Origin of the sequence: Emticicia soli (genome assembly GCF_037860775.1) — a bacterium.
Lineage (GTDB): Bacteria > Bacteroidota > Bacteroidia > Cytophagales > Spirosomataceae > Emticicia > Emticicia soli.
Window position 1 is genome coordinate 488,260 of the sequence record NZ_JBBEWC010000001.1, and the last position, 22,614, is coordinate 510,873.

The window sequence follows — 22,614 nt, forward strand, 5'->3', positions numbered from 1 at the left end:
AGACGTTCCTGAATAGATTAGATACCCCTATAAAAAAACTTGACCCCACCGCCAGAAGCAGTGGGGTAAGCGTCCATCTATTCAACCCTAACCTATTAAACTATGAAAAACTTAATATTTTATTCTTTGCTAAGTTGAGCCTTAGCGACCTAACATTTCAACCACAACCGGGCTTACTGTGTTTTCTGGTTCAACTGGCCCAACATTCGATTGGTAATTCCACAGCACATTGATGATTTTTGTTGTAGCTACTACTTTGTTTCTCCAAGCCTTTGCCTCATCGCCACGTAAATCTGCTACTTTTTCTTCAATTCTGCTTGCTGCTTCGTTAAATGCTGCTTTTTGTGTTGAGCTCAATGCCATAAATTTGGCTGGTGAGTTATTATACAATTTCACAACATTTACAAATATAACCCAATCTTCGGTCTTTACAAATTTTTTCGCCTTTTTCGACATGAAGTTAGCGAAATTTACTTCAGCTCCTTTAACCAACATCACTTCTCCTTTAGCTGAATCTCGGTCATTTGCATTTATGATATTTGCAGAAAATAATAATGACCCAAATGTAACTGCAAATATAACTGATTTAACTGAAATTTTCATTGTTTTGTTCTATTTTTATATCGTGGATGATGATGCAAAACTACAGCGAAAATTAATATAATCCAAATGCCGTTCTCATTCAAACACCAAACATTGTTCTAATTTTATTTGTCATAGACACTTAAAATCAGAATATTAGACAATTAACAGAAATTACAACAAAATTTTATTCGCATTAGAAAAGTACAACTTATATATTATTCTAATTTTGGCCAACATAAAAATTCTTTAAAAAATACAATCATTCGTTGAAAAAATTCATTGTTCGCTCTACCCCAATCGTACAAAAACTGGTAATTATGTCGTCCGCTCGGTCTAATCTTGCGACCAATTGGCTCATTTCGTCTTCGTTGAAAGCTTCTAAAACGTAATTTACTTGCCTTCCGGCATGGAAATTACTGCCTATGCCGAAGCGTAGCCGATTATAATTTTGTGTACCCAGTTTTTCTTCAATATTTCGTAAACCGTTCTGCCCACCATGCGAACCTTTGGTCTTTAGGCGTAGTTTGCCAAAGGGTAGCGCAAGGTCGTCGCATATTACTAAAAGGTTTTCAACGGGTATCTTCAAGGCCTGTAACCAATAGTTTACAGCATTGCCGCTTAGATTCATATAAGTAGTAGGCTTTATGCAATGTATTTGCTTGCCTTTATATTTAAACTCGGCCGTATAGGCGAGCCTTTCCATTTTAAAAGAAAAGTCATTTTGCGCAGCCAGACGGTCAAGCACCATAAAACCCACATTGTGACGAGTAAAAGCATATTCAGGACCAATGTTTCCGAGCCCGGCAATGAGATATTTCATTTTTTTTAATGAGTGAATTAGTGAATGATAAAATGAGTCAATAAATTTGTTGGCAAAGTTCCGAAAATTTAACGAGAATCTTTTAGCTATCAAATCAATCACACAAGTACAATTGTATCATTTATCATTTTTTGTATGAAACGACTTATTTTAACCAATCCGCTTCTTGACATCACCCTGAATCGCCTTTGTCAACAACTGATTGAGAACCATAAAGATTTTTCAAATTCTGTTATTTTAGGCTTACAGCCCCGTGGTGTAATTCTGGCTGAACGTATTGCACAGAAATTACAGGAAGCAACAGGTATTTCTATCAAACTAGGGTATCTTGATGCTACTTTCTACCGTGACGATTTCCGCCGGAGAGATACACCTCTAAAACCCAACGAAAACAAAGTACCTTTTGTAATTGAAGGCAAAAATGTAATATTAATAGATGATGTATTGGCAACCGGAAGAATGGTGCGTGCCGCCATTGATGCTATGCAAGCTTTTGGAAGACCCGAAAAAATAGAATTACTCTGCCTTATTAATCGACGCTATGTGAGAGACCTGCCTATTCAGCCAGACTATACAGGCATGAAGGTAAATACCCTCGACAGCCAACGTGTATTGGTTGAATGGAAAGAACAAGGCCACGAAGAAGACAAAATCTGGTTAATAGGCTAAGTTAGCTGCTTTGCAAATTCGTTACACTTTTCAGCTAGTAAATCAATTTGCTCATTGTCGTGCCAGGCGCTTATTACTATTCTTGTATTAGGCTTACCTGTTTTAATCGGATACGCAAAGCTATAAATGAAAATATCGTTGCTAAAAAGATATTTGTAAAGCTCATCGTAAGGTGTATAAAAAACCGGATACAAGGGCTGCGAATTAAATAAACTTTGAGCACTCTGCAAATGGCCTGAAAAACGCCCTACATTAGCCAGCAAGCGTTTCAGGTTATTAGCGTATATAGTATCTGCACGCAAATACGCATACAGATACGCCGGAGCAATAGGTGAACAAGAAGCAAAAAAAGCGGTATGTCTTAGTTTTTCAATTGTTTCGGCATCACTAAAAACTACTCCCCCGGGCAGCCCCATTGCTTTGTGTAAAGACGAAACTACTATAAACCGTATATTAGGCTTTACTGAAATGCTTCGAAAAACCCCTGCGCCATTTGCACCCGTAATACCTAAACCGTGCGAATCGTCAATGATAAGCGTAATATTCTGCTCAGTCGGCAAATCATTTATCCAGTCAAAATCATAGGCAGAAGCCCGAAGTCCATCGGTTGAATTACATACAATAACCGAATGCAGGGCATTCAGTTCTTTTACCTGCAAAGCTATTTGTTCTGACCACTCCTGAAAACTTATGGCAGGTATTTGTACAAAAGGCTCATGAAAATTAGCCGAGTGGCTTTGGGGTGCATAGAAATAGCTTGAGTTTTGCGTTTTAAGGTATTGCGCTACCACCTGCCCTGACAACATACCCGACGACAAGGTAAGCGCTTTTTGTGCACCAACCCATGCCGCCATTTTGTCTTCGGCCGCTTCATAAATAGCCAATTGCAGATTACCATTCCGAGAGCTACCGAACGACATACCATATTGATGTAGCCCTTCTATCAGCAATTCTCTAAAATCAGCATCCTGATTGATTCCTAAATAAGAAGTACCACTAAAAAAATGATAGTCTTTTGCTCCTAAGCTGATTTTTTTTGCTGCCTGTTGCTGTATAGTAAAGGTGTTGTGCATATAATATAATTTTACTTAACCAATCGCTTCATTTCTTTTTTGATACTATCTCTGTAATGGAAAAAGTCCACTTCTAATGTATGGCGAGGAGATTCATCAAAACGCTTGGCTAGCTTTTTAGCATCTTTTTCTATTGATTGAAACATTTCATCTTTCGAAGGCAGTTTACACTCTCCAGCCACAATTTTGGCTATCCATTTGGCTTGTAGTTCGGCCAAGGGCATAATAGCACCTAAAGGCTGTAAAAGCGCCACAAAAAACAAGTTCGGGAAATCAGGATGAATAACTCTCTTGTAAAGCCTGAGCTTATTAGACTCTTCAACATCAAATTCAAGGTAATGCTTCAGGAATGGAAAACAGATTTTATAACCTGTCGAATAAATGACAATATCAAAATCCTGGCGACTGCCATCTTCAAAAATTACTGTTTTACCTTCAAATTCTTTGATATTAGGTTTAAAACCAATTAAACCTCTACCTGACAAATACAATAAATCTTGTGATAGCGTTGGGTGTTCGCTCAACAAAGGGCGTTTGGGCTTAGGTACACCAAAGTCTTCCTGTTTTCCCCGAGCCAACCACAGTACAATGCTTAATACAAATCTTTGCACACGCAAAGGCAGTTTTGAGGTAAAAGCATTGGCCAGATTATCGAAAGGCATACTCCATAACCAGTTAGGCGTAATATGCGCCCCACTCCGTGTCGAAATAACAACTTTACCGGTATGCATTCTTGCGGCTTCGGCAGCTATATCAACAGCAGAGTTCCCTATGCCCACAATGAGTAAATCTTTGTCTTTTACTTGCTCAGCTTCTTTATAATCATGCGAATGAATAATTTCGCCTGTGAAACTCCCTTTAAAAGCAGGTGTAGGAAAGCGAGGCATCCAATGATGCCCATTAGCTACAATTACATACTGATAAGCGTGTTGATGACCATTATCAAGTGTAACCGTAAAAGTATTATCAGTTTGTTGGCTTACTGCTGTAACTGTGGTATTGAACGTAATATGGCTACGAAGCCCGAAATGCGCAACGTAATCTTCAAAATATTTAATGATATGGCTATGGTGCGGATACATCGGGTAATGCTCGGGCATTGGGTAATCGGCAAAAGCCATTGCTTTCTTGTTGGTATTAATGTGTAAAGACCTATAAGCCGACGAAACGCCATTATCATTGTTAAAACGCCAGTTTCCGCCTATATCAGAGCCTTTCTCAAAACAATCAAAGCTAATACCTTTTTCTTTCATAGCCTTAACGGCTACTATACCCGAAGAGCCAGCTCCGATGATACAAACCTGTTTCATAAATTTATAACATGAATAAACTTTATTGGGGTACTTTAATAAAATCTCTTACCAAATCCCGAATCATTCGTCCTGATACTGAGTTCTGATGAAGATTGTCTGGCGTAAGCTGGTAGCCGTGTCGTTTGCTGCTATAATCCCAGTCTTTACCTAATATATAATGGTTGATAACCGAGAAAATCAACAGTTTAAAGGTTTCATCAAAGGTATGTTTCAAGGGCTTTGGGTTTACCAGTAAAAAATCTTTCTGCTTTTCTCTCAAAGGTAAATAAGTTAGTTTTTGCTTTTGAGCCAATTCGCTGATATACTCGCTATATTTATCTGCTTTCTTATTTGCTTCATATGTTAGGTCTTCGCTCATAACAGGCAAAGACATTACGCCGATTTTAGCTTTAGTTTCTTGTTTAAGGCGATTAATAATTTCCTGATAGTATTTTTTGAATAAAGCAAAATCAGGCACCATATCTTGTGGAATTTTACCTGTTTGTTTATAGCTATTCTCCAATTCTTTGGTCATTGTCGCATTCACATCGTTGGTTCCTACCAGAATAGTCACGAAATCGGGTTTACAAGCAATCACATCATCAATTCGTTGAAGAAGCGAATAAGCCAGGTCAGAGTTTAGTCCGGCATTCAGTACCTGTATATCCGGAAAATCCTTTGCTACATCGCTTACCCAGTTGTAACTAACGTTACCGTGTGTATTGCTATCGCCAAAACACACAAGTGTTTTCTTTGAAGCATCTAACTGTTGCCTGTTTTGTGGTGTGGGGTAGCTTTTAGGTTTATCTTTAGTAATTTTTTGCCATAGCCAAGCATAACTAAGTACTAGCAAAATCAGAAGGCTAATTAATAAAAACCAAAACATTAAGATATAGATAAGGATTAAAAGTGTAAACCTAAATATAATATTTGATGTTAAAAAGTGTTAAATACGACAAATTTTTGTTTGATTGGCGTTAATTTCGTAAAAGAACTTTGTTTCATTATAAAGAGTAGATTCAGGTAAAAAATCAGGTACATGAACTTCAGGAATATTATCATATTTATGCTTTTGGCCATGATAGGTTTAATAACCTTTCAGTGGTACTGGGTTGAGAATGCGATTTCGGTAAGGCAAGAGCAATTCGACCGCAATGTAAACGACGCATTGCAAGAAACGGTCAAGAAAATCGAGAAGCAAGAGATTATTTTTCTGGCCAACCAGAAACTAAAACTGGAAGAGCAAAAGAAACTGCTGGCTATTACACAGCAAAAGGAAGAAAAAAGGCGAGTATCCAAACCTCAGAGACCAGAGCAATACGAAGCTTTTGGTGCAGTTGCAGAACCCGCTGCTCCGCAATATCCTAATCAGCCGCAGGGTTTTAATGTGTATTATGATCACCCAAGTGCTACCGAGCCTTTGGCAAAAGTGCGTAAGCGTGGCAGTAATACAGTAGCGGCTACCGATGTTTTTGGCGGAACGCCTTTATTTGAAATCCCTGTTCGGCAGATGGATTTAATAAAAGAGATGCTGGAAGAACAGAACATGATAATCGGGAATCTGAGCCAACCTTTGCATAATAATCAGATGCGACAAAAAACTGCCGAAGATTTAATCAGAGAATTCAACAGGCAGGTGATGATTCTCAACAAGAATGCAAACGAAGGGCACCAGGTCTTAAGCATTGGTTCAGATAGCCGTGATGGCGTTTTTAGCTTCGACTATTCGATTTCGGGCCCTATGCTAGACAGTACCCAGATAGCATACATAAAGCCTAAAAAGCGTAAGGTGGTTGAAAAACCTAGAGTAGAAGAAATAACAAAGCAAGAAAACATTGAGCGTACCAAAACCAAAGCGGAACTGGTAAAAGATGTACTGACTGATGTAATTCATGGCTCACGTGATATTCACGAACGCCTCGACCGTATATCATTAGATACTCTTCTGAAAAAAGAACTGAAAAGCCGTGGGGTTACTATTCCTTATCAATACATTGTTAAGAATAGCAGTAACATGATATTTGCTTCTTTTGCCGAAAACGCAACTCCTAACTTTACGAGAGACTCTTATAAAGCCCAGCTTTTCCCGAGCGATTTACAACCACAGAATCATTTTCTGTATGTTTATTTTCCAGATACTCAAGGATTTATCCTGCGCAATATGTGGACGGTTTTTGCGAGTTGTGTGTTGTTGATTCTGATGATTGGCGGGGTTTTCTACACATCGGTTAATACGATGTTGAAACAGAAAAAACTAGCTACTATTAAAAACGATTTCATCAATAACATGACTCACGAGTTTAAAACGCCTATTTCTACTATTTCGCTGGCTGTGGAAGTGATGAAAGATAATGAAGTGAAGAAAGATGGCAACAAGATGAATCGTTACCTTAATATTATTCAGGATGAAAATCGCCGATTAGGTACACAGGTAGAAAAAGTGCTGCAAATGGCCTTATTAGATAAAGGTGACGTAAAACTGAAACTAGAACGGGTGAATATACACGAAACTATTGAGCAGGTACTCACAAACCTAAGTGTGCAGATTGAACAGAAAAACGGAACAGTAAACCTGGAACTTGATGCCGACAATGCCGAAATTGACGCCGACGAAGTACATTTAACTAATATTATCTTTAACTTGCTTGATAATGCCAATAAATATTCGCCTGAAAATCCTGAGATTACTATTAAAACCGAAAATACAGAGGGCTTTTTGAAAATAACAATAGCCGACAAAGGCATAGGAATGACCAAAGAACAGGTAGGTAAAATATTTGAGCGTTTTTATAGAGTACCAACCGGAAACCGACACGATGTAAAAGGCTTTGGCCTAGGACTAAGCTATGTAAAAAAGATGGTAGAATCGCATCAAGGTATTATACAAGTTGAAAGTAAATTGGGCGAAGGTAGTAGTTTTGAAGTATATCTGCCATTAACCAGAAAAGCATAATTCACACTTCATTCCAACAGATTTAAACTCCCTTTCGGGCTAAGATATGAAAGTTTTATTGACAGAAGATGACCCAAATTTAGGAATGCTCTTGCAAGAGTATCTGAATGCCAAAGGTTTTGAGACAGATTTAGCAAAAAACGGTGAAGAAGGTATTAAAATGTTTCTTGAAAAGGGTAATTATGATATGTGTATCTGCGATGTGATGATGCCAAAAAAAGATGGTTTCTCACTAGCAAAAGAGATACGTATGAAAGACAAAGAAGTGCCGATTATCTTCCTAACAGCCAAATCGATGAAAGAAGATACGATTCAGGGCTTTAAAGTAGGTGCCGACGATTATATTACGAAGCCTTTTAGTATGGAAGAACTACTGATGCGAATGAAAGCTATTTTCCGCCGTATCAATAAACAGGAGTCAGATATTCCAAATAACGTTTTTCAGATAGGAGAATATGCTTTTGATGCCCAGACAAATACGCTGGCGCACAATGGCACTCAGAATAAACTCACCACAAAAGAATCAGAATTGTTGAAATTACTTTGTCAGAACAAGAATCAATCAGTGAGCAGAAGCTTTGCCTTAAAACTCATCTGGGGCGACGATAGCTATTTCAATGCCCGTAGTATGGATGTTTATATCACAAAGCTCCGCAAACACCTGAAAGATGATACGTCAATACAAATCATGAATATGCATGGCGAGGGCTTTAAGTTAATTGTTTAGAACAAGCCTTTTATTCATAAAACACAATAAAATAGCAAAGAGCCAATTGGTAGATGTTTAGTTACCAATTGGCTCTTTGCTAAAATACACAATTTATTGAAAGCTACACTTAGAGTTGCATATCGTAACTGATTGGTCCGTTTTTATAATTTGTCAGCCTTAACCAATCTGAAGAATACCCAATACCAATAGCCATTGTATTTTGCGGTCGGCTTGGTTTTGGGTTAATATAACCATCCGAATATTTTGCAATCAGCCTGTCTGCTAACTCCCACCAAACCTTAACTACTGCATCGGCATTTGTATTACACAATGCAGTAAGTTCGTCTCGTGAGCAGCCTTGGCTAACTTTTAGGTCCCACTCTTCAATAAGCTTTGTCTGTGCTTCTTCCAAACTTAACTGTAATGGTTGTATATCAGTTTTGCATATCCGTTGAAAATTAAGTCGAGCCCAGTTTGCCACGAAGTCAAACGCCCACCAGGCAGCATCTCTGCTAAATTTCTGAGGGTCACCAATCTGGTAGGTTTTACTCAATTGCTCAGCTTTTGCCAGAAACGGCACAAAACAAGTGGTATATGATACATCTGGCCCATACCAACACACACCTTTGGTCAGTTCAGGTGCTTTTGGTCGGGTTTGTAGTACATAAGTATATCCTTGATAAAAAACTGATACAGGTCTTTCCCATGCACCATAGAGTTTATGTTCTGACACATCATAACTTGCCCCATCGTAGCTTCCATAAAAACGTGTAGGGTCGCCATAGGGTCCGGCTGCTATCCCTTTAGTCATATCAAACTGTGTACCTTCATAGTGGTCTCTGTAAAGAGCAAATATATCCTTTACTTCCAGTTTATCTTTTGGAGATATAGAAAATGCATAGTCTGTAGTAAAGCCATCTGTTACCCAAGGACTTAAGCCAAGGTCAGGATTAACCCTGTCAAAAACTCGCCATACCCTTCTTAATGAGTAATAAGGATGGTTATACTCACCCTCACTAATGGCAGAAAGCCAGTCTACAGGGCCTTCTGTTGGTAACCAACCCAATTTTTTAAGACCGGAAAGCAGCAAACTTGAAAAAATCTGGTCTTCGCTATTTGGCGTTATTTCACGAATCCGAAACTCATTGGCCGCAACGAAAACAGTACCATCAGGCACACGTTGGGCAATCCAAGCCGAATGATATTCAGTGTCAGGTAGTGCACACATTTCAAATACCCAAGCCTCTTTTTCGTCTGCCACAAGCAAGGTTTCACCAGTAGAAAAATATCCATATTCATCAATCAGCGCTCCCATTAACTCTACTGCATCACGTGCAAACTTACAACGTTCTAGCGCTATTCGTGATAGTTCAGCACTGTAAAACAATCGGCAGTGTTGTCCGGTTTTTTCCGCTTGCTCTTGAGTTACAGGGTTCTGCGGCATATATTTGGCTCCATTGGTACATTCGCCAAACATCAGGTTATGCTCATTCATAATACCGTAGCTTCCGTCAAAATAAGCATAAGTATGAGCAACTTGAGGTATTTCACCGATAGGCGGGGTTTCTGGCCAACCCTCTGTGTCATAACCTGGGCCGCGGTCTTTACTTACGAGGCGAGGGTAGCCATCGTTAATACCGGCAACTATTTTACGCATACTGCCGGGTGAATGGTCTTGTGCCGGAACGAATATTAAACGCTGGTCAGAAAGTTCGTTATCATCTGAATGGGTAACAATCATGGAGCCATCTTTGGTGGCGCCACAAGTGATTATCATTGTTGTACACATATTTTAGGGTATGTTTGTAGAATTTTTAAAATTATACTGTACTATCTTTTATGTTCTTCTTACAAGAAGCATTCATGCCAACATAGTATTATATCGGGACACCCTAATTACTTAAACTTTTAACACTTACAATACCATTGGCCGATTTGCGAGCCAATATTGGTACCATAATTACTTGCGCCTGCACTACTGCCTGGTGGTGGTGGTTGCTGAGGATAAGCAACGCCTGCTTCATTCATAAATATCAATTGTTTGTCTGGCAGATTTTGGTAAATAACTACAAATGAAGAGCCGCCATAATGAAACATCCCCATTTCATCGCCTTTTTTAACCTGTGCACCCTGTACCATACCGCTGTCGAATTGAACAGTAGACACCTCACTCATGCCCAATGGAAGGCAACAGATATAGCCATAATCTTCGGTTTTAATAAGAATGAGGCCGCGTGCATTTACTTCAGCCAAATATGGAGTAGAAGCTGTGGTTGCCCCTCCATAATCAGGTAATACCAGCTTACTAAAGAAACAGCCCGGAATTACCAGTGGGTCAAAAACAACTTCGCCATTTACAGGCACCCACCAACGATGAAAATTGTAAGGGTTGAGATAGGTCTGAAATACATACCCTCCATCGAATATGTCAGCCAAACCCAGACTTTTAATATAAGCATCTTGCGTAGGGTCAGGCGAACTAAAAATATCGTCTAATGAATACGGCATACCCTTTAGCCAGAAAACATCTTTGCGTTTGACCTGAGGCTGCCAGCAGAAAAGTGAACCATCATTAGGGCAGATAACAATCTGATTAGTATCTGGCCCAGCAATTGGGCGTTCTTTTGCAGGATCCTTAAATACTCTTGTAAAGAAAGAATCCCACGAGTTCCAGTAAGGGAGAGACTCGTTATCTTTTTTCCAAAGATCAAATTGATATTGCTTTTTGGCTGTGTAAGAGAGCCACTGCTCGCCTTCAACTGAAAATCCCGAGTTTGATGCTGTTGAATCCAGAAATATAGACCATTCGTTCAGAATAGCTCCCATTTTATCATTGAACATTGGCAGGCGGAACAGTGTGCTGCCGCCAAGCGTAGCATCAATGCCCACCACAAGTGCTGAAAACGGCAAGCCAACCAAATCATTATTTATGAATTGCGGTGCCATATTAAGAATCGTGTTGAATCCATTCAGAAGCGTATCTAAATCGGGAATTCTTGGAATAGGAGCTTCTTTAGTTGATTGATTAGAATCTACAATATTGCCATTTTGCTGAAACGCATTATTAGCTAAATACGTAAGCACATCGTTACTTAATATCAGGTCTCGTAGTGCCTGAATGCTAGGAGAAAGCTCTGTAGGCTCTGTGTTAAGAATCATTTCGAAGAAAAGCCGAAAAGATTCTCTGCTTGGGTTGGGTATCCAACCACTTTGCATGTTAAATGGTATGAGTTGATGCTGTAGCATTTTGCGTATTTTTTAAGGTGTTTTAATTTTTTAGATTTTCGCGTGCAGTTTGTTTTTAAGTGGGTTCCGGCGCCCGCTTTTCAAAAATTTTTGATGATGTGAATTTAAAAAGACCGAATAACAAAAAAACGAGTAAAAATACCTCTTTTTGAAAAAGGGGATTTTTACTCGTTTCTAATAAAAAAATAGATTTAGCTATTGCCTTAGCACAAAGTTCTAAAGTAATTACAGGGCTTTAGAATTTGCTCGGTTTACTATTATAGACCTTACTTTTAGATGAAAACTAGTATATACTTTTACTATTATTATAACTGCTTGCGTAGGCGAGCTACAGGAATATTTAATTGTTCACGATATTTGGCTACTGTGCGGCGTGCAATGTTATAACCACGCTTATTGAGCATTTTTTCGAGTTTATCGTCTGAAAGTGGCGAGTTCTTTGGTTCGTTTTCTATCAGTTCTTTCAAAATGTTTTTTACTTCACGGCTAGAGGCATCTTCGCCCGAATCTGTTGCAATACCCTCAGAAAAGAAGTATTTGAGCGGATAGATACCAAAATCGGTCTGAACTGCTTTGCTATTTGCTACACGTGAAACAGTTGAGATGTCCATTTCAATCCGGTTTGCAATATCTTTCAGAATCATCGGTCGTAGCTTTGATTCATCACCATCGAGAAAGAAATCTCTCTGGTATTCAACAATCGCTTTCATGGTTTTCAGAAGCGTTTGCTGGCGTTGCTTAATGGCATCAATAAACCACTTGGCAGCATCTAGTTTCTGCTTCACAAAAGTTACCGTTTCTTTAATGCTTTTATGCTGAGCCGAACCATTTTTGTCGGTTTTATCATAAGTATCAAGCATTTCGGCAAAAGAGCGGCTTACTCTTAACTCTGGTGCATTTTTAGAATTGAGTATTACATCGAGCTTGCCATTGCTGTTGGTTACAATAAAGTCAGCCATCAAATACGCCGCAGTACTATCACCATTACCTGTATTACCGGGCTTAGGGTTCAGGCGGGTAATAATTCGTATAGCTTCTTTCATTGTTTCATCGTCAATGTCGATGCGCCGCTGAATTTTTTCGTAATGTTTTTTAGTAAACTCGTCGAAGTGGTCAGTTATAATTTTAACGGCTACTTCTACCTCAATATCTTCCTGGTCTTTTCTTTCCAATTGAAGCAAAAGGCACTCTCTCAGGTCTCTGGCACCAATACCGGCTGGCTCAAAAGTCTGTACTTTTTTAAGGATAACCGCAAGTTCGTCTTCAGTAGTATAAATATTTTGCGTAAAAGCTAAATCATTACAGATAGAACGCAGCGGCCGGCGGATGTAACCATCTTCTTCAATACTGCCAATGAGTTGCATCCCTATGGCTTCTTGTCTTGTATCTAAGCGTAAGTAACCCAATTGTTGAACAAGCGATTCGGCAAGTGTATTTGTAGCAATTACAGGCATTGCATCTCTGTCTTCGTCTCCCCAGCCATCGCCATACATTTTATATCCGGCGTAATCGTCCTGGTCTAAGTATTGTTTTACATCTAACCCCTCGTAGCGCTCATATTCTCCGTATTCGTCATAGTCGTCTCCATAATCATCGTCTTCATAATCGTCTTTCACACGCTCATCCATGTCCATACCCTCTTCTAAAGCCGGATTTATCTCAAGTTCTTCTTCTATTCTTTGTTCTAATTCAGCTGTGGGGATTTGCAACAGCTTGATGAACTGTATCTGCTGAGGAGACAGCCGCTGCTGAAGCGATTGATTGAGGCTTAGTTTTTGCATGGGATACGTAGAATTTTTTCATTTATAAATTGGCCTTTTAAAGACCCTCTCCACATTTTTCGTGCCAAAGTACATGGGTCAATAATTAAAGAAATATAATTTTTAATTACTGAACAAGTTTTTGTTGAAAAAAATTATAATTTTCAACAAAAAAACTCATAAAATACTCAAAATCAATTAAATGTGAAGCAATATTTTTATATAAAGAAAAAATATTTTTTTTAAGAAAAAACCGAAAGCAATAAAAACAAACCCCTACAAGACGTATATCCTGTAGGGGTTTGAAGACCTTTTTTAAGGGTATTTTTTAAGCAACAGCTCCTTTGGTTTCGCTAGATTTTTGCTTGTTTTTACGGAAGTATTTATCTCTTACTCTCTCGTTGATGTAATACATGCAGGGCACTATTACAAGCGTAAGAACAGTAGAAAATGTTAGACCAAAAATAATTGTCCAGGCCAGAATACCCCAGAATACTGCACTATCACCACCGATAAAGATATGCGGGTTAAATTCAGTAAATAAAGTAACAAAGTCCATACTTAAACCTAGTGCAAGCGGCACAAGACCAAGAACGGCTGCCGAGGCCGTAAGAAGAACAGGCGTAAGACGTACACCACCTGCTTCAACAATTGCTTGTTTTAGCGGATATCCCCTCTCTCTTAATTCATCGGTAAACTCTATCAGCAAGATCCCGTTCTTTACAACTATACCAGCCAAAGCAATAATACCCACACCTGACATAATAACTGAGAAGGTCATACCAAAGACCATGAATCCTAAAAATACCCCAATGAACGAAAGCAAAATTGTTACAAAGATGATAATCGGTTTTACTACAGAGTTAAACTGCGTTGCCAGAATCAGGTAGATAAGTAAGACTGCTGCCCCCAGTGCTCCCATCAAGAACATCATTGATTCCATTTGCTCTTCTTGTTCTCCACCCATTTTTACAGAGTATCCGCTCGGAACTTCCATTCTATTAATAACCTTGCTTTGTATCTCGGCTACAATTTCGTTGGCATTGTAACCATTTAGTACTTCTGAGCCAAGGGTAATGATTCTGGATTGGTCTTTACGGTTAATCTGGCTAAAGGTTGTTGAGTAACTAATGTTTGCTATTGAGTTCAATGGCACTTGGCGCAAAACACCGCCCATGTTCATATCACGATAGGTGATATTCATGCTCAATAGTTTTTCAATCTGGTTACGGTCATCAGCTTTCAAACGCAACTGAATCGGGTATTCATCTTTGTCATCTCTGAATTTTGATATTTCGGCACCAAACAAGGCGGTACGAACAGCCATAGCTACCTGCGACGTACTGATACCTTCACGTTGGGCTTTTACCTTATCTACATCAATGATAATTTCAGGCTTATTGGTAATCAGGTCAGACTTTAACTCTTCAATACCTTTGATATTCTCTTTTTCGATATTCTTGCGAACTTCTTTTTCGAGTTTAATCAAAGTATTAAAGTCATCACCCACAATTTCAATCGAAATTGGTTTACCTGTTGGCGGGCCATTATTTTCACGTTGTACCGAAATCTCAGTTCCCGGAATCCCCTTAATCTCGTTTCTCATTTCATCAAGCAACTTAGCTGATGAAATATCGCCACGCTCTTCTTTCTTCACAAAGGCTATTGTTACTTTAGATTTATGCGGCGTAGCCGAACGGTCAGGGTTAAAGGGGTCTCCGGCATTTTTACCTACGTTTGATATAACCGAGTTAATAGCTTCTTGTGCCTTATTTTTATTGATAACCCCAAAAACTTTTTTCTCAATTACCTTCGTAACTGAGTCGGTTACTCTGGCATCGGTACCTACCGGCATTACATTATATACATATATATAGTCAGGCTCACCACTTGGGAAGAAAATAACCTTTGGCTGAACCACACCTAACATCACAAAAGTAAATATCAACAAGCCAAACATGGCTACGACAGCAAATACCGGACGGTAGCCTGTGATAATCCATGAGATAAGTTTTCTATAAGCATTTTTGAAACGAGGCAAGGCATTATCCTGAAAAGGAAGAATCACTTTTGGTGTCAGCACAAAATGATTGAATACATATAGTATAGCAATCAACACGATGAAGTTACCGATACCAACGTTAATCAAATAAGCAGGTAAGGCCACAATTGCCATGATAATGAGTGGGCGACGAATAGACTTAAAGCTTGTATCTTCGTGTTGCTCGTCTTCGTGGCGTCTCATGAATGAAATGGCAAATACAGGGTTTATCACATACGCCACAATCAACGAAGCAAGTAGTGTATAGATAAGTGTAATAGGTAAGAATTTCATAAACTCACCTACAATACCCGGCCAGAATAAAAGCGGGAAGAATGGCGCAATGGTAGTTAATGTTCCTGATAATACAGGCAGGAACACTTCTGACGCTGCCAGACTCACGGCTTCTTTAATACTCAAATTCTTGAATCTGTTAAATAATCGGTGGGCATTCTCGATAACCACAATGGCATCGTCAACCACAATACCCAAACCTAACAGAAAGGCAAATAACACGATAGTGTTCAGCGTAAAGCCTGAAAACCATAGCGGAATAAAGGCAATCAATGCCGAAAGCGGTACTGATAAGGCTACAAAGATGGCATCTCGCACACCCATAAAGAACATCAATACAATTACCACGAAAATAAAACCAAGTACAACTGTATTAATCAAGTCGGCAATTTCGCTTTTTACACGCTCCGATGTATCGGCTGTAACTCTTGCTTCTAATCCTTTAGGAAAACGTTCGTTACGATATTTCTCCAATAAAACCTCAATACGCTCTGATACATCAATAACACTTGCACCTGCTCTTTTAATGATGTTAAGCGTTACAACTCGTTTATTATCTAAACGGGCAAAATCTTGTTGCTCTTCGCTGCTGTCAACAACTTCTGCTACATCGCCTAGTCTTACAGTAGCGCCTGTTGAGCTGCGTATCTGTACATCTTGTATCTGATATACATCTTTAAACTCGCCTTTTACACGAATCGTACGGCGTACGTTATCAACATTAAGCTCACCACCTGATATATTGATGTTTTCACCTTGAATTGCGGTTTGAATATCGTAGAATGTCAAACCTGTTGACTGCATCTTGTAAAGGTCAAGATTAATCTGAATTTCTCTTTTGAGTGTACCAACAATATCAACCTTTGTGATCTCTGGGTACGACTCTATATCATCTTGTAGTTCTTCTGCATAATCTTTTAATTTTTCTAATGGAAAATTACCTGCCAGGTTGATATTCATGATTGGAAACTCCGAAAAGTTTACATCTTGTGCTGTTGGGCCACTATCGACTTTTTGAGGCAAATCTCTTCTTGCTTTATCAATGGCATCACGCACACGTTGCAAAGCTGCTTCAATTTGTACATCCGGGTTAAATTCAACCAGAATAACCGAAACATCTTGCAAGGCATTTGATTTAATACGCTTTACGCCGGTGATAGTTTTTAACTGTTTCTCGATTGGCTTATTGATTACGTTTTCTATATCTGATGGCGTAGTACCAAAATAGATAGTCTGAACGTAAATCTGAGGCACTTTAATATCAGGGAACTGTTCTTTCGGAAGGTTGAAGTAAATACCCAAACCTGCCATAAATAGCATCACCGTAAAAATATAGACCGTGGTTTGGTTGTTTCCTAACCACCTAACCATATTGTAGATCATTCCACTACCATGTGGAAGGTCCTGATCTTGTAAATCTTGGAATTTATCTTTGTCCATAATCTAAAACCTCTGAAAGGCTTTTATGATTGTTTAAATGATTTTGATATGAAGACACAGAAAAGTATTATGCTAGCAAACTAAGTTTGTTTTCTCTAGCATATTTTCTGTTTCTAATTAGAAACTTACTGCCTGGCCATCTACTAAGTCCTGATAGCCTTGGGTAATTAACAAATCTCCTGCTTGTAAGCCTGATACAATTTCAATATCGCCACCATAGGTGAGGCCGGTCGTAATTTTACGGCTACGTGCTACTTTCTTACCGCCTTCGGTTACTGCTACATATACAATATTACCTTGTTCGTCTTGTTGAATCAGGTTTCTGTTTATGATAATAGCCTCGCTTTTCGACTGGTCGTTTACATTCATTACGGCAGTCATGTTAGGTTTCAATTGAGGGTCAATTTTAGGAATTGATGCTTCAATAGTAAACGTGCGTGAAGCCTGATTAACCGTTTGGCTCACAAAAGTTAACTTCGCTGTTGTTTCTTTGCCTAAATCCGGAAACTTAATCGTTACCAGGTCACCTTGTTTGATTGTTCCGGCATAAGTATCGGCTGCTTGTGCCACTACTTTCAGGTTATCTGAATTTACGATTCTGACAATACCCAAACCCGGAGAAGCCAACTCACCTGCACGTAGACGAATCTCGTCGATGAAACCATTCATAGGAGCTGTTACTTTGGTCATTGCCAATTGGCTTTGCGCAGTAGCCAGACGTTTTTCAAGCGACTCTACATTACTTTTTGCCTGAATGTATTGTATCTCGGTGCCTATTTTCTGATCCCAAAGGTTCTTTTGTTTTTCGTAAAATACCTTTGCCGTTTGTAGCTGTACTTCAATTTCCTGAATTGACTGCTTCATAACAGAGTTATCAATAGTTGCCAGTACTTGCCCTTGCTTTACGTAGTCGCCTTCTTTTACGTTAAGGCTTGTAATTGCACCACCTACTTGTGGAGAAACAAAGATGTTGTTTTTGGCATCTAACCTGCCTTGAAACTCAACAAAGTGTTTAAAGTTCTGTGAAGCAACAGGCGAAGTAGTTACGCTGATAACTTTTTCTTCTTCTTTATTTGGGTCAAGAATATTTAATTCAGCCTGTAGTTTCTGGATTTTCTCTGAAATGGCACTTTCTTCGGCTTGTAGCTTAGCCAACTCTTCTTTCTTTTGGCTTACTTTATCACCACCACCTTTTGAGCAAGACGCAACCAATACGATAAATGCTAAGGCAAAAGCTATTTGTGAAAATCTTGTTTTAGCCCCTTGATAAATAAGAGATATATTTTTCATACTAAATGTGTTTTATTAATGCTTGTAATCGTGAACTGTTGTGATTTTATAGGTTTACTCAACCAATAATTTACCCTGCGCTTTGTCTAAATCTACTTTTGCGATGAGCACATCATATAAAGCAGCAAAATAGTTGGTTTGTGCTTCTTTGAGTGCCGACTCAGCATTGACAACCTCTATGTTGCTACCAGTACCAGACTGATACTTTATTTTAGTAACTCTGATTACCTCAGTTGCCAAATCTAGGTTTCTTTGTTGTACATTAAGGGTCTCTAAACCATTTTTCAGGTTCAAGCTAGCATTTTGAGACTCCAGGTCGAAAGACTCTCTTAATAACAAAGCGCTTTGGTCAAGTTTGGTTAGAGCCAGGCGTTGTTGTTGTAACTGGATTTTTCTTAAACCACTATCATAAATCGGTATCTGAATAACTAAGCTTAAAGCCGAAGACCCAAACCAACGCTCAAACGGATTAAATCTGGTGTTACTATGCCCTGCACCAAAAGTACCATTGAAAGAAAACTTTGGTATTGCGCCTTTTTGCGTACGTTCGATGTCTAATGTTGATAATTGGCGTTGAACCATTAATGTAGAGTACTCAATGCGGTTAGTATAATCTACCGATTGTGCTTCAAGCATGGTAAGCGGTTTAGTATCAACATCTTCTAGCTTATCTGTTAGTGTTATTGGCTCATCTAACTTCATACCCATCTGGAATTTTAATAAGCTTCTGCTTAACACAATCAGGTTTTTCACTTTTTGTGTTTCTGTAACCAGATTGTTGCGTTGCACTTCCAAGCGGTCGAGGTCAATTTTCTCAATAAAACCTTGCTGATTCATTACTTTCATTTCTCTGATTGTTGAATCAATGCGGGCAATGTTTAAATCAAGAATTTTGCTTCTTTCTTCAGCTACCAAAACAGAGAAATAGGCCTTAGTTACATTTTCGGCTATTGTAATCTTTGTGTTGGTTACAGCTTTCTTTGCCAGCTCACGGTAAACCGGAGCAGCCTTAAGGCCAACCAACCAAGTAGCATCAAAAATCAACTGGTTAAGGCTTACGCCTGTTTGTCCTGCCCAAGGTACACCAAACTTAAATTTGGTTACGGCACCATCTGGTGCGTTGGGGTCAAAGTTTTTAGCATCTAATAATTGCGTTGGAATGATTGCATTATAGGTATATTGAAACGACCCGTTTATCTGCGGCAAACCAGAGGCTTTGATTTGCTTGATTGTCAGCTCGGCTCCTATAATGTCTAACTCGGCATTTTTTGCGGATAGGTGGTTTTTTAATCCGTACTGTACAGCCTGCTGCAAAGTAAAAGCTTGCTGTGCTTGTGCGGAAATACCACAGATTAGGAAAAAAATCAGGTACTTTATTCTCATATAGTTGATTGTTTAATTAAAATTAAATTTGCTCCGATTCAGCGTCTTTTTTACATTTTTCATAAAAATCAAGCCCTTTTTGGGTCATGATTCCTCTTAAATAATGGTCTATAAATGTAGTGTGTACTTCTGTCTGGTTAAATTTCTCTGGCGGAAACACATCTCGGTTAAATGCACACTCTACTTCTTCTAATCGTAGGCGGGCAAGTATCTCTATGTCTATTTCTGCTCTGTAAAATCCTTGCTCGATTCCCTCTCTGAGATTATTTTTTACTATCTCTAAAAAATTAACTTTGTTATACTCCTGAAACAATTGCCAGGTTTTAGGATGGTATTTTTTCAAATCATAAAATACCGCAGGATTAATCGTTGAAGCTTGTTTACGAAGCAATGTTGCTTCTCTAAAGACCTGTTCGATAGGGTTTGCCGATTCTTTGTGTATCCGTTCTGACTCTTCAATATCGCACATCATGTTCAGACGTGCTATTTCATGAACGATAGAATCTTTGTCTTCAAAGTTCTGATAAATCGTCTTTTTTGAAATCCCTAATTCGGACGCTATCTCGTCCATCGTTACACTCCTGATTCCAAACTTGCGGAAGAGTGCTTCGGCGGTCTGTAAAATTCTTTCTCTGATTTCCATTTACACTTTCTAAGTCGTTTTATTATACCATTATAGTAAGGTTATTTGAGTTAGAAACTATGGAAACTTTTAAAAGGTTCAAAGTTTTTTATAATTTTTTTTAGAACCGTTTTGATAAAGCAAAATTGGGTATGCCGAAGATAAAAGCCTATAAAATTGTGATGAAGCGTAAAAATTTGAGGATGAGTTTTGTTTATATGAGCATAAAACTGCTTTAGTGAAAAATAGGCTACAAAAGCAATATTTATTTACAAATAAAAAATTGAATTTTTTTAATATTACTTACCCCAAACAAATCTAATAATTGAAAAATCAAGGATATTTTGCAGTAAATCGTAATTTTGTAGAGAGTTCCTGTTATCTCCTACTACAGATATATAATATTTTATTTTACGTACAACAATGCCCCACCGGGCTACCTGATTTTTAATGAGTTTTTATAAGAAATTTGTCTTCCCATACCTTACTCGCTACGATGCCGAGAAGATTCATTATGTAGTAATGGACGTGCTGAAATTTGCATGTAAGATTCCATTTATGCCATCTATCCTAAGAATGATTTACGAAAAAGACGATAAACGTCTGGAGCGCAATGTATTTGGGCTTCGTTTCAAAAATCCGGTGGGTTTGGCAGCAGGTTTCGATAAAAATGGCCTCTGGACAGACGAATTATCAAACCTTGGTTTCGGATTTATTGAAATTGGTACTGTTACGCCACGTGCACAAGTGGGTAATGATAAACCTCGGCTTTTCAGATTGAAACAAGATGAAGCTCTTATAAACCGCATGGGGTTTAATAACGAAGGCTCTGGGGCAGCAGCTAACGCCTTGCGTAATCGAAAAAAGAAAATCATTGTTGGCGGCAATATCGGCAAAAACAAAATCACTAAAAACGATGATGCCGTTTACGACTATCTGAAATCGTTTAATGATTTATATCCTTATGTTGATTACTTTGTTATAAACGTAAGTTCGCCCAATACGCCGGGGCTTCGTGCCTTGCAAGAAAAAGAGCCGTTGAAATTCTTGCTGAAAACACTTGAACGAGACAACGGGCGTAAATCGAAGCCAAAACCTATATTGTTGAAAATTGCACCTGATTTGACCGACGAGCAATTAGATGATATTATAGAGATTGTAAAAGAAACACGCATTGCGGGGGTAATTGCCTCAAATACAACCATCAGCCGTGAAGGTTTACAAACCGAGCAAGCAGAAATAGATAACATAGGTGCAGGTGGTTTGAGTGGTAAACCTTTGGGTACACGCTCTACCGAGGTAATCAGGTATTTATCTGAAAAATCTAAAAGAGCATTTCCGATTATTGGTGTTGGAGGTATTCATTCGGCCGACGATGCCATTGAAAAACTTAAAGCCGGTGCATCGCTTATTCAGGTATATTCAGGATTTATTTACGAAGGCCCCGGTATTGTGAAAGATATTTGTGAGGGGATACTGAAAGCAAATCTTGTTGAGGTTAAAAAGAAATAAGCAATTTAAATCGTAGTAAACAAAATATATATCTAAAGCCTGAGCAGTAGTGCTTGGGCTTTTTTTATTTTCAAAATTTTAAACGCTAAATAGAGTGTATTTTATCTGATAATATAGCTTAAAACAATTTCTTAATAAACCGGGTTTAAAAATCATGTAATACGTTGAGTGATTTTTTTTTAAAACTTTGGAAACTATTTTAAAGTGTTTTTGTTTTTATATGTATATACATACAATGTAAAAACACGATTATTCAATTTATTAATAATAAAACATTTACAACAATGGCAAAATGGACTATTGACGCTTCTCACTCAGAAGTACAGTTTAAAGTAAAACACTTAATGATTTCTACTGTAACCGGAACTTTCGGTTCTTATGAAGGTACTGTAGAAACAACTAACGATGACGATTTTGAAGGTGCAACTGTGAATTTCTCAGCTGATATCGATAGTATTTCAACCGGACAAGAGCAAAGAGACGGTCATTTGAAATCTGGTGATTTCTTTGATGCAGCTAATTTCCCGAAACTTACTTTTGTTTCAACTTCTTTCGAAAAATCAGGAGATGATACTTATACTGTAAAAGGTGATTTAACAATGAGAGGCGTAACTAAGCCTGTAACATTGAAAGCTGAGTTTGGTGGTATAATGACCGATTTTTATGGACAAACAAAAGCCGGATTTGACTTACAAGGTAAAGTTAATCGTCAGGATTTTGGTTTAGCCTGGAGCGCAGTGACAGAAGCGGGTGGTGTAGTGGTAAGCGACGAAGTGAAATTGGTGATGAACATTCAGGTAGTAAAAGGCCAATAAGCTTTTTTATTAAACCAAAGTCAATAAAGAAACCTCTGCCTGATGGTAGAGGTTTTCTGTTTTAGAAGATACCTTCTTAATGAATTTCGCTTTTGGCTCAGATTGAAAAA

Annotated in this window: 17 protein-coding genes; 5 read left to right on the forward strand and 12 right to left on the reverse strand. The window is 38.4% G+C overall.

Annotation, left to right across the window (positions count from 1 at the left end; genetic code table 11):
- Positions 1-141 precede the first annotated feature (141 nt).
- Both WAE64_RS02065 and pth read right to left on the reverse strand, forming a co-directional pair.
- Positions 142-603 (reverse strand): hypothetical protein, encoded by a 462-nt coding sequence (locus WAE64_RS02065; protein WP_340233960.1) that lies wholly within the window; start codon positions 601-603, stop codon positions 142-144.
- 241 nt (positions 604-844) lie between these two features.
- Positions 845-1,405, reverse strand: a complete 561-nt coding sequence (pth, locus tag WAE64_RS02070; protein ID WP_340233962.1) for an aminoacyl-tRNA hydrolase — start codon at positions 1,403-1,405, stop codon at positions 845-847.
- Positions 1,406-1,540: 135 nt separating this feature from the next.
- On the opposite strand from pth, the gene pyrR reads away from it, so the two are divergent.
- Complete coding sequence (gene pyrR / locus WAE64_RS02075) at positions 1,541-2,074, forward strand: bifunctional pyr operon transcriptional regulator/uracil phosphoribosyltransferase PyrR (protein WP_340233964.1); 534 nt, start codon at positions 1,541-1,543, stop codon at positions 2,072-2,074.
- On the opposite strand, the gene WAE64_RS02080 is transcribed toward pyrR, so the two are convergent.
- The 3 genes from WAE64_RS02080 to WAE64_RS02090 are packed head-to-tail and all read right to left on the reverse strand — an operon-like array spanning position 2,071 to position 5,325.
- On the reverse strand, positions 2,071-3,147 hold the full coding sequence (locus WAE64_RS02080) for an aminotransferase class I/II-fold pyridoxal phosphate-dependent enzyme (protein ID WP_340233966.1): 1,077 nt from the start codon (positions 3,145-3,147) through the stop codon (positions 2,071-2,073). The two genes, pyrR and WAE64_RS02080, sit on opposite strands and share 4 nt — an antisense overlap.
- Positions 3,148-3,158: 11 nt before the next feature.
- Positions 3,159-4,457: a flavin-containing monooxygenase gene (locus WAE64_RS02085; RefSeq protein ID WP_340233968.1), complete on the reverse strand. Its 1,299-nt coding sequence runs from the start codon at positions 4,455-4,457 to the stop codon at positions 3,159-3,161.
- A gap of 22 nt (positions 4,458-4,479) precedes the next feature.
- A complete protein-coding gene (locus WAE64_RS02090) occupies positions 4,480-5,325 on the reverse strand; it encodes an SGNH/GDSL hydrolase family protein (protein WP_340233970.1) in 846 nt (281 codons plus the stop codon).
- Positions 5,326-5,478: 153 nt separating this feature from the next.
- Here WAE64_RS02090 and WAE64_RS02095 point away from each other — a divergent pair, with 153 nt between their 5' ends.
- A complete protein-coding gene (locus tag WAE64_RS02095; protein ID WP_340233972.1) occupies positions 5,479-7,392 on the forward strand; it encodes a sensor histidine kinase in 1,914 nt (637 codons plus the stop codon).
- 46 nt (positions 7,393-7,438) lie between these two features.
- Positions 7,439-8,119 carry a response regulator transcription factor gene (locus WAE64_RS02100; RefSeq protein WP_340233974.1) on the forward strand — a complete coding sequence of 227 codons (681 nt, stop codon included), beginning with the start codon at positions 7,439-7,441 and terminating at the stop codon, positions 8,117-8,119.
- A gap of 109 nt (positions 8,120-8,228) precedes the next feature.
- Here WAE64_RS02100 and WAE64_RS02105 read toward each other — a convergent pair whose 3' ends face one another.
- From WAE64_RS02105 to WAE64_RS02135, 7 genes are all read right to left on the reverse strand, one after another.
- Entirely contained in the window at positions 8,229-9,878 is a 1,650-nt protein-coding gene (locus WAE64_RS02105; protein WP_340233976.1) for a dipeptidase, read from the reverse strand.
- Between the two features lie 131 nt (positions 9,879-10,009).
- On the reverse strand, positions 10,010-11,347 hold the full coding sequence (locus WAE64_RS02110) for a phophatidylserine decarboxylase associated domain-containing protein (protein WP_340233978.1): 1,338 nt from the start codon (positions 11,345-11,347) through the stop codon (positions 10,010-10,012).
- A gap of 305 nt (positions 11,348-11,652) precedes the next feature.
- On the reverse strand, positions 11,653-13,128 hold the full coding sequence (gene rpoN / locus WAE64_RS02115; protein WP_340233980.1) for an RNA polymerase factor sigma-54: 1,476 nt from the start codon (positions 13,126-13,128) through the stop codon (positions 11,653-11,655).
- Positions 13,129-13,435: 307 nt separating this feature from the next.
- Entirely contained in the window at positions 13,436-16,825 is a 3,390-nt protein-coding gene (locus WAE64_RS02120; RefSeq protein WP_340234321.1) for an efflux RND transporter permease subunit, read from the reverse strand.
- Between the two features lie 174 nt (positions 16,826-16,999).
- Positions 17,000-18,172 (reverse strand): efflux RND transporter periplasmic adaptor subunit, encoded by a 1,173-nt coding sequence (locus tag WAE64_RS02125; RefSeq protein ID WP_340233982.1) that lies wholly within the window; start codon positions 18,170-18,172, stop codon positions 17,000-17,002.
- A gap of 54 nt (positions 18,173-18,226) precedes the next feature.
- A complete protein-coding gene (locus WAE64_RS02130) occupies positions 18,227-19,555 on the reverse strand; it encodes a TolC family protein (protein ID WP_340233984.1) in 1,329 nt (442 codons plus the stop codon).
- 22 nt (positions 19,556-19,577) lie between these two features.
- A complete protein-coding gene (locus WAE64_RS02135) occupies positions 19,578-20,198 on the reverse strand; it encodes a TetR/AcrR family transcriptional regulator (protein WP_340233986.1) in 621 nt (206 codons plus the stop codon).
- Positions 20,199-20,627: 429 nt separating this feature from the next.
- Here WAE64_RS02135 and WAE64_RS02140 point away from each other — a divergent pair, with 429 nt between their 5' ends.
- Both WAE64_RS02140 and WAE64_RS02145 read left to right on the forward strand, forming a co-directional pair.
- Entirely contained in the window at positions 20,628-21,689 is a 1,062-nt protein-coding gene (locus WAE64_RS02140) for a quinone-dependent dihydroorotate dehydrogenase (protein WP_340233988.1), read from the forward strand.
- A 284-nt stretch (positions 21,690-21,973) separates the two neighbouring features.
- Positions 21,974-22,504 (forward strand): YceI family protein, encoded by a 531-nt coding sequence (locus tag WAE64_RS02145; protein ID WP_340233990.1) that lies wholly within the window; start codon positions 21,974-21,976, stop codon positions 22,502-22,504.
- Positions 22,505-22,614 lie beyond the last annotated feature (110 nt).

Bases quoted from the DNA above. Each gene is read 5' to 3' on its own strand.
- WAE64_RS02140 (WP_340233988.1), top strand. From the start codon at position 20,628: ATGAGTTTTTATAAGAAATTTGTCTTCCCATACCTTACTCGCTACGAT.
- pth (WP_340233962.1), bottom strand. From the start codon at position 1,405: ATGAAATATCTCATTGCCGGGCTCGGAAACATTGGTCCTGAATATGCT.
- WAE64_RS02100 (WP_340233974.1), top strand. From the start codon at position 7,439: ATGAAAGTTTTATTGACAGAAGATGACCCAAATTTAGGAATGCTCTTG.
- WAE64_RS02080 (WP_340233966.1), bottom strand. From the start codon at position 3,147: ATGCACAACACCTTTACTATACAGCAACAGGCAGCAAAAAAAATCAGC.
- WAE64_RS02095 (WP_340233972.1), top strand. From the start codon at position 5,479: ATGAACTTCAGGAATATTATCATATTTATGCTTTTGGCCATGATAGGT.
- WAE64_RS02085 (WP_340233968.1), bottom strand. From the start codon at position 4,457: ATGAAACAGGTTTGTATCATCGGAGCTGGCTCTTCGGGTATAGTAGCC.
- WAE64_RS02090 (WP_340233970.1), bottom strand. From the start codon at position 5,325: ATGTTTTGGTTTTTATTAATTAGCCTTCTGATTTTGCTAGTACTTAGT.
- WAE64_RS02065 (WP_340233960.1), bottom strand. From the start codon at position 603: ATGAAAATTTCAGTTAAATCAGTTATATTTGCAGTTACATTTGGGTCA.
- WAE64_RS02125 (WP_340233982.1), bottom strand. From the start codon at position 18,172: ATGAAAAATATATCTCTTATTTATCAAGGGGCTAAAACAAGATTTTCA.
- rpoN (WP_340233980.1), bottom strand. From the start codon at position 13,128: ATGCAAAAACTAAGCCTCAATCAATCGCTTCAGCAGCGGCTGTCTCCT.
- WAE64_RS02105 (WP_340233976.1), bottom strand. From the start codon at position 9,878: ATGATAATCACTTGTGGCGCCACCAAAGATGGCTCCATGATTGTTACC.
- WAE64_RS02135 (WP_340233986.1), bottom strand. From the start codon at position 20,198: ATGGAAATCAGAGAAAGAATTTTACAGACCGCCGAAGCACTCTTCCGC.
- WAE64_RS02120 (WP_340234321.1), bottom strand. From the start codon at position 16,825: ATGATCTACAATATGGTTAGGTGGTTAGGAAACAACCAAACCACGGTC.
- WAE64_RS02145 (WP_340233990.1), top strand. From the start codon at position 21,974: ATGGCAAAATGGACTATTGACGCTTCTCACTCAGAAGTACAGTTTAAA.
- WAE64_RS02110 (WP_340233978.1), bottom strand. From the start codon at position 11,347: ATGCTACAGCATCAACTCATACCATTTAACATGCAAAGTGGTTGGATA.
- pyrR (WP_340233964.1), top strand. From the start codon at position 1,541: ATGAAACGACTTATTTTAACCAATCCGCTTCTTGACATCACCCTGAAT.
- WAE64_RS02130 (WP_340233984.1), bottom strand. From the start codon at position 19,555: ATGAGAATAAAGTACCTGATTTTTTTCCTAATCTGTGGTATTTCCGCA.